The following is a 507-nucleotide window of genomic DNA, read 5'->3' as shown; positions in this document are numbered from 1 at the left end:
AGCCACCAAGTCATACATAAACACGCCGCCGATGCCGCGACAACGATGGCTGGTTACGCCGGCAGACCTGATCCTCAGCGGCGCCGAACAATCAAGACACAGGGTCAGAGCAAATAGACCGCATGAATTGGACTCAGACCGATAAGTCAGGTTCCCGCTTGAACTCTTGATTATGGTCAGCGGTCAGCTATCCGCTTGCGTTCATCTCCTGTCGACGAAGCCCCTTGCCTGCGCTCCCTCGCTTGCCACGTTCGCTTCTAAAACTTGGCTCTTTGTTCCATGTTTGAATTCTTCGACGACGTTGGACTTTGTCGATGCCGGGAAGCCGAAGTGGCCTGCACAATTTACGCCAGAGTCCGACGCTTGCCGGTTTGGCGTGCGGGGTTGATGAATCAGCATGACCGACCCGTGCCCGGTACGGAAGATGACGCTTTCGACGACGGACCACTCCCCCCGCACCCGAGGAATCATGTCAAGATGCCCGGCTGGATCGATTCGCAGAATCAT

Annotated in this window: 1 protein-coding gene; it reads right to left on the bottom strand. The window is 56.2% G+C overall.

Annotation, left to right across the window (positions count from 1 at the left end):
• Positions 1 to 201: 201 nt before the first annotated feature.
• The coding region (locus tag Y707_RS32055) for a hypothetical protein (RefSeq protein ID WP_035780015.1) at positions 202 to 507 on the bottom strand (306 nt) is incomplete at its 5' end.

Source organism: Arthrobacter sp. H14 (assembly GCF_000520495.1).
Classification (GTDB): Bacteria; Actinomycetota; Actinomycetes; order Actinomycetales; family Micrococcaceae; genus Arthrobacter_C.
Note: the sequence above shows the minus strand (reverse complement) of the source record. Positions and strands in the feature narration are given on the sequence as shown.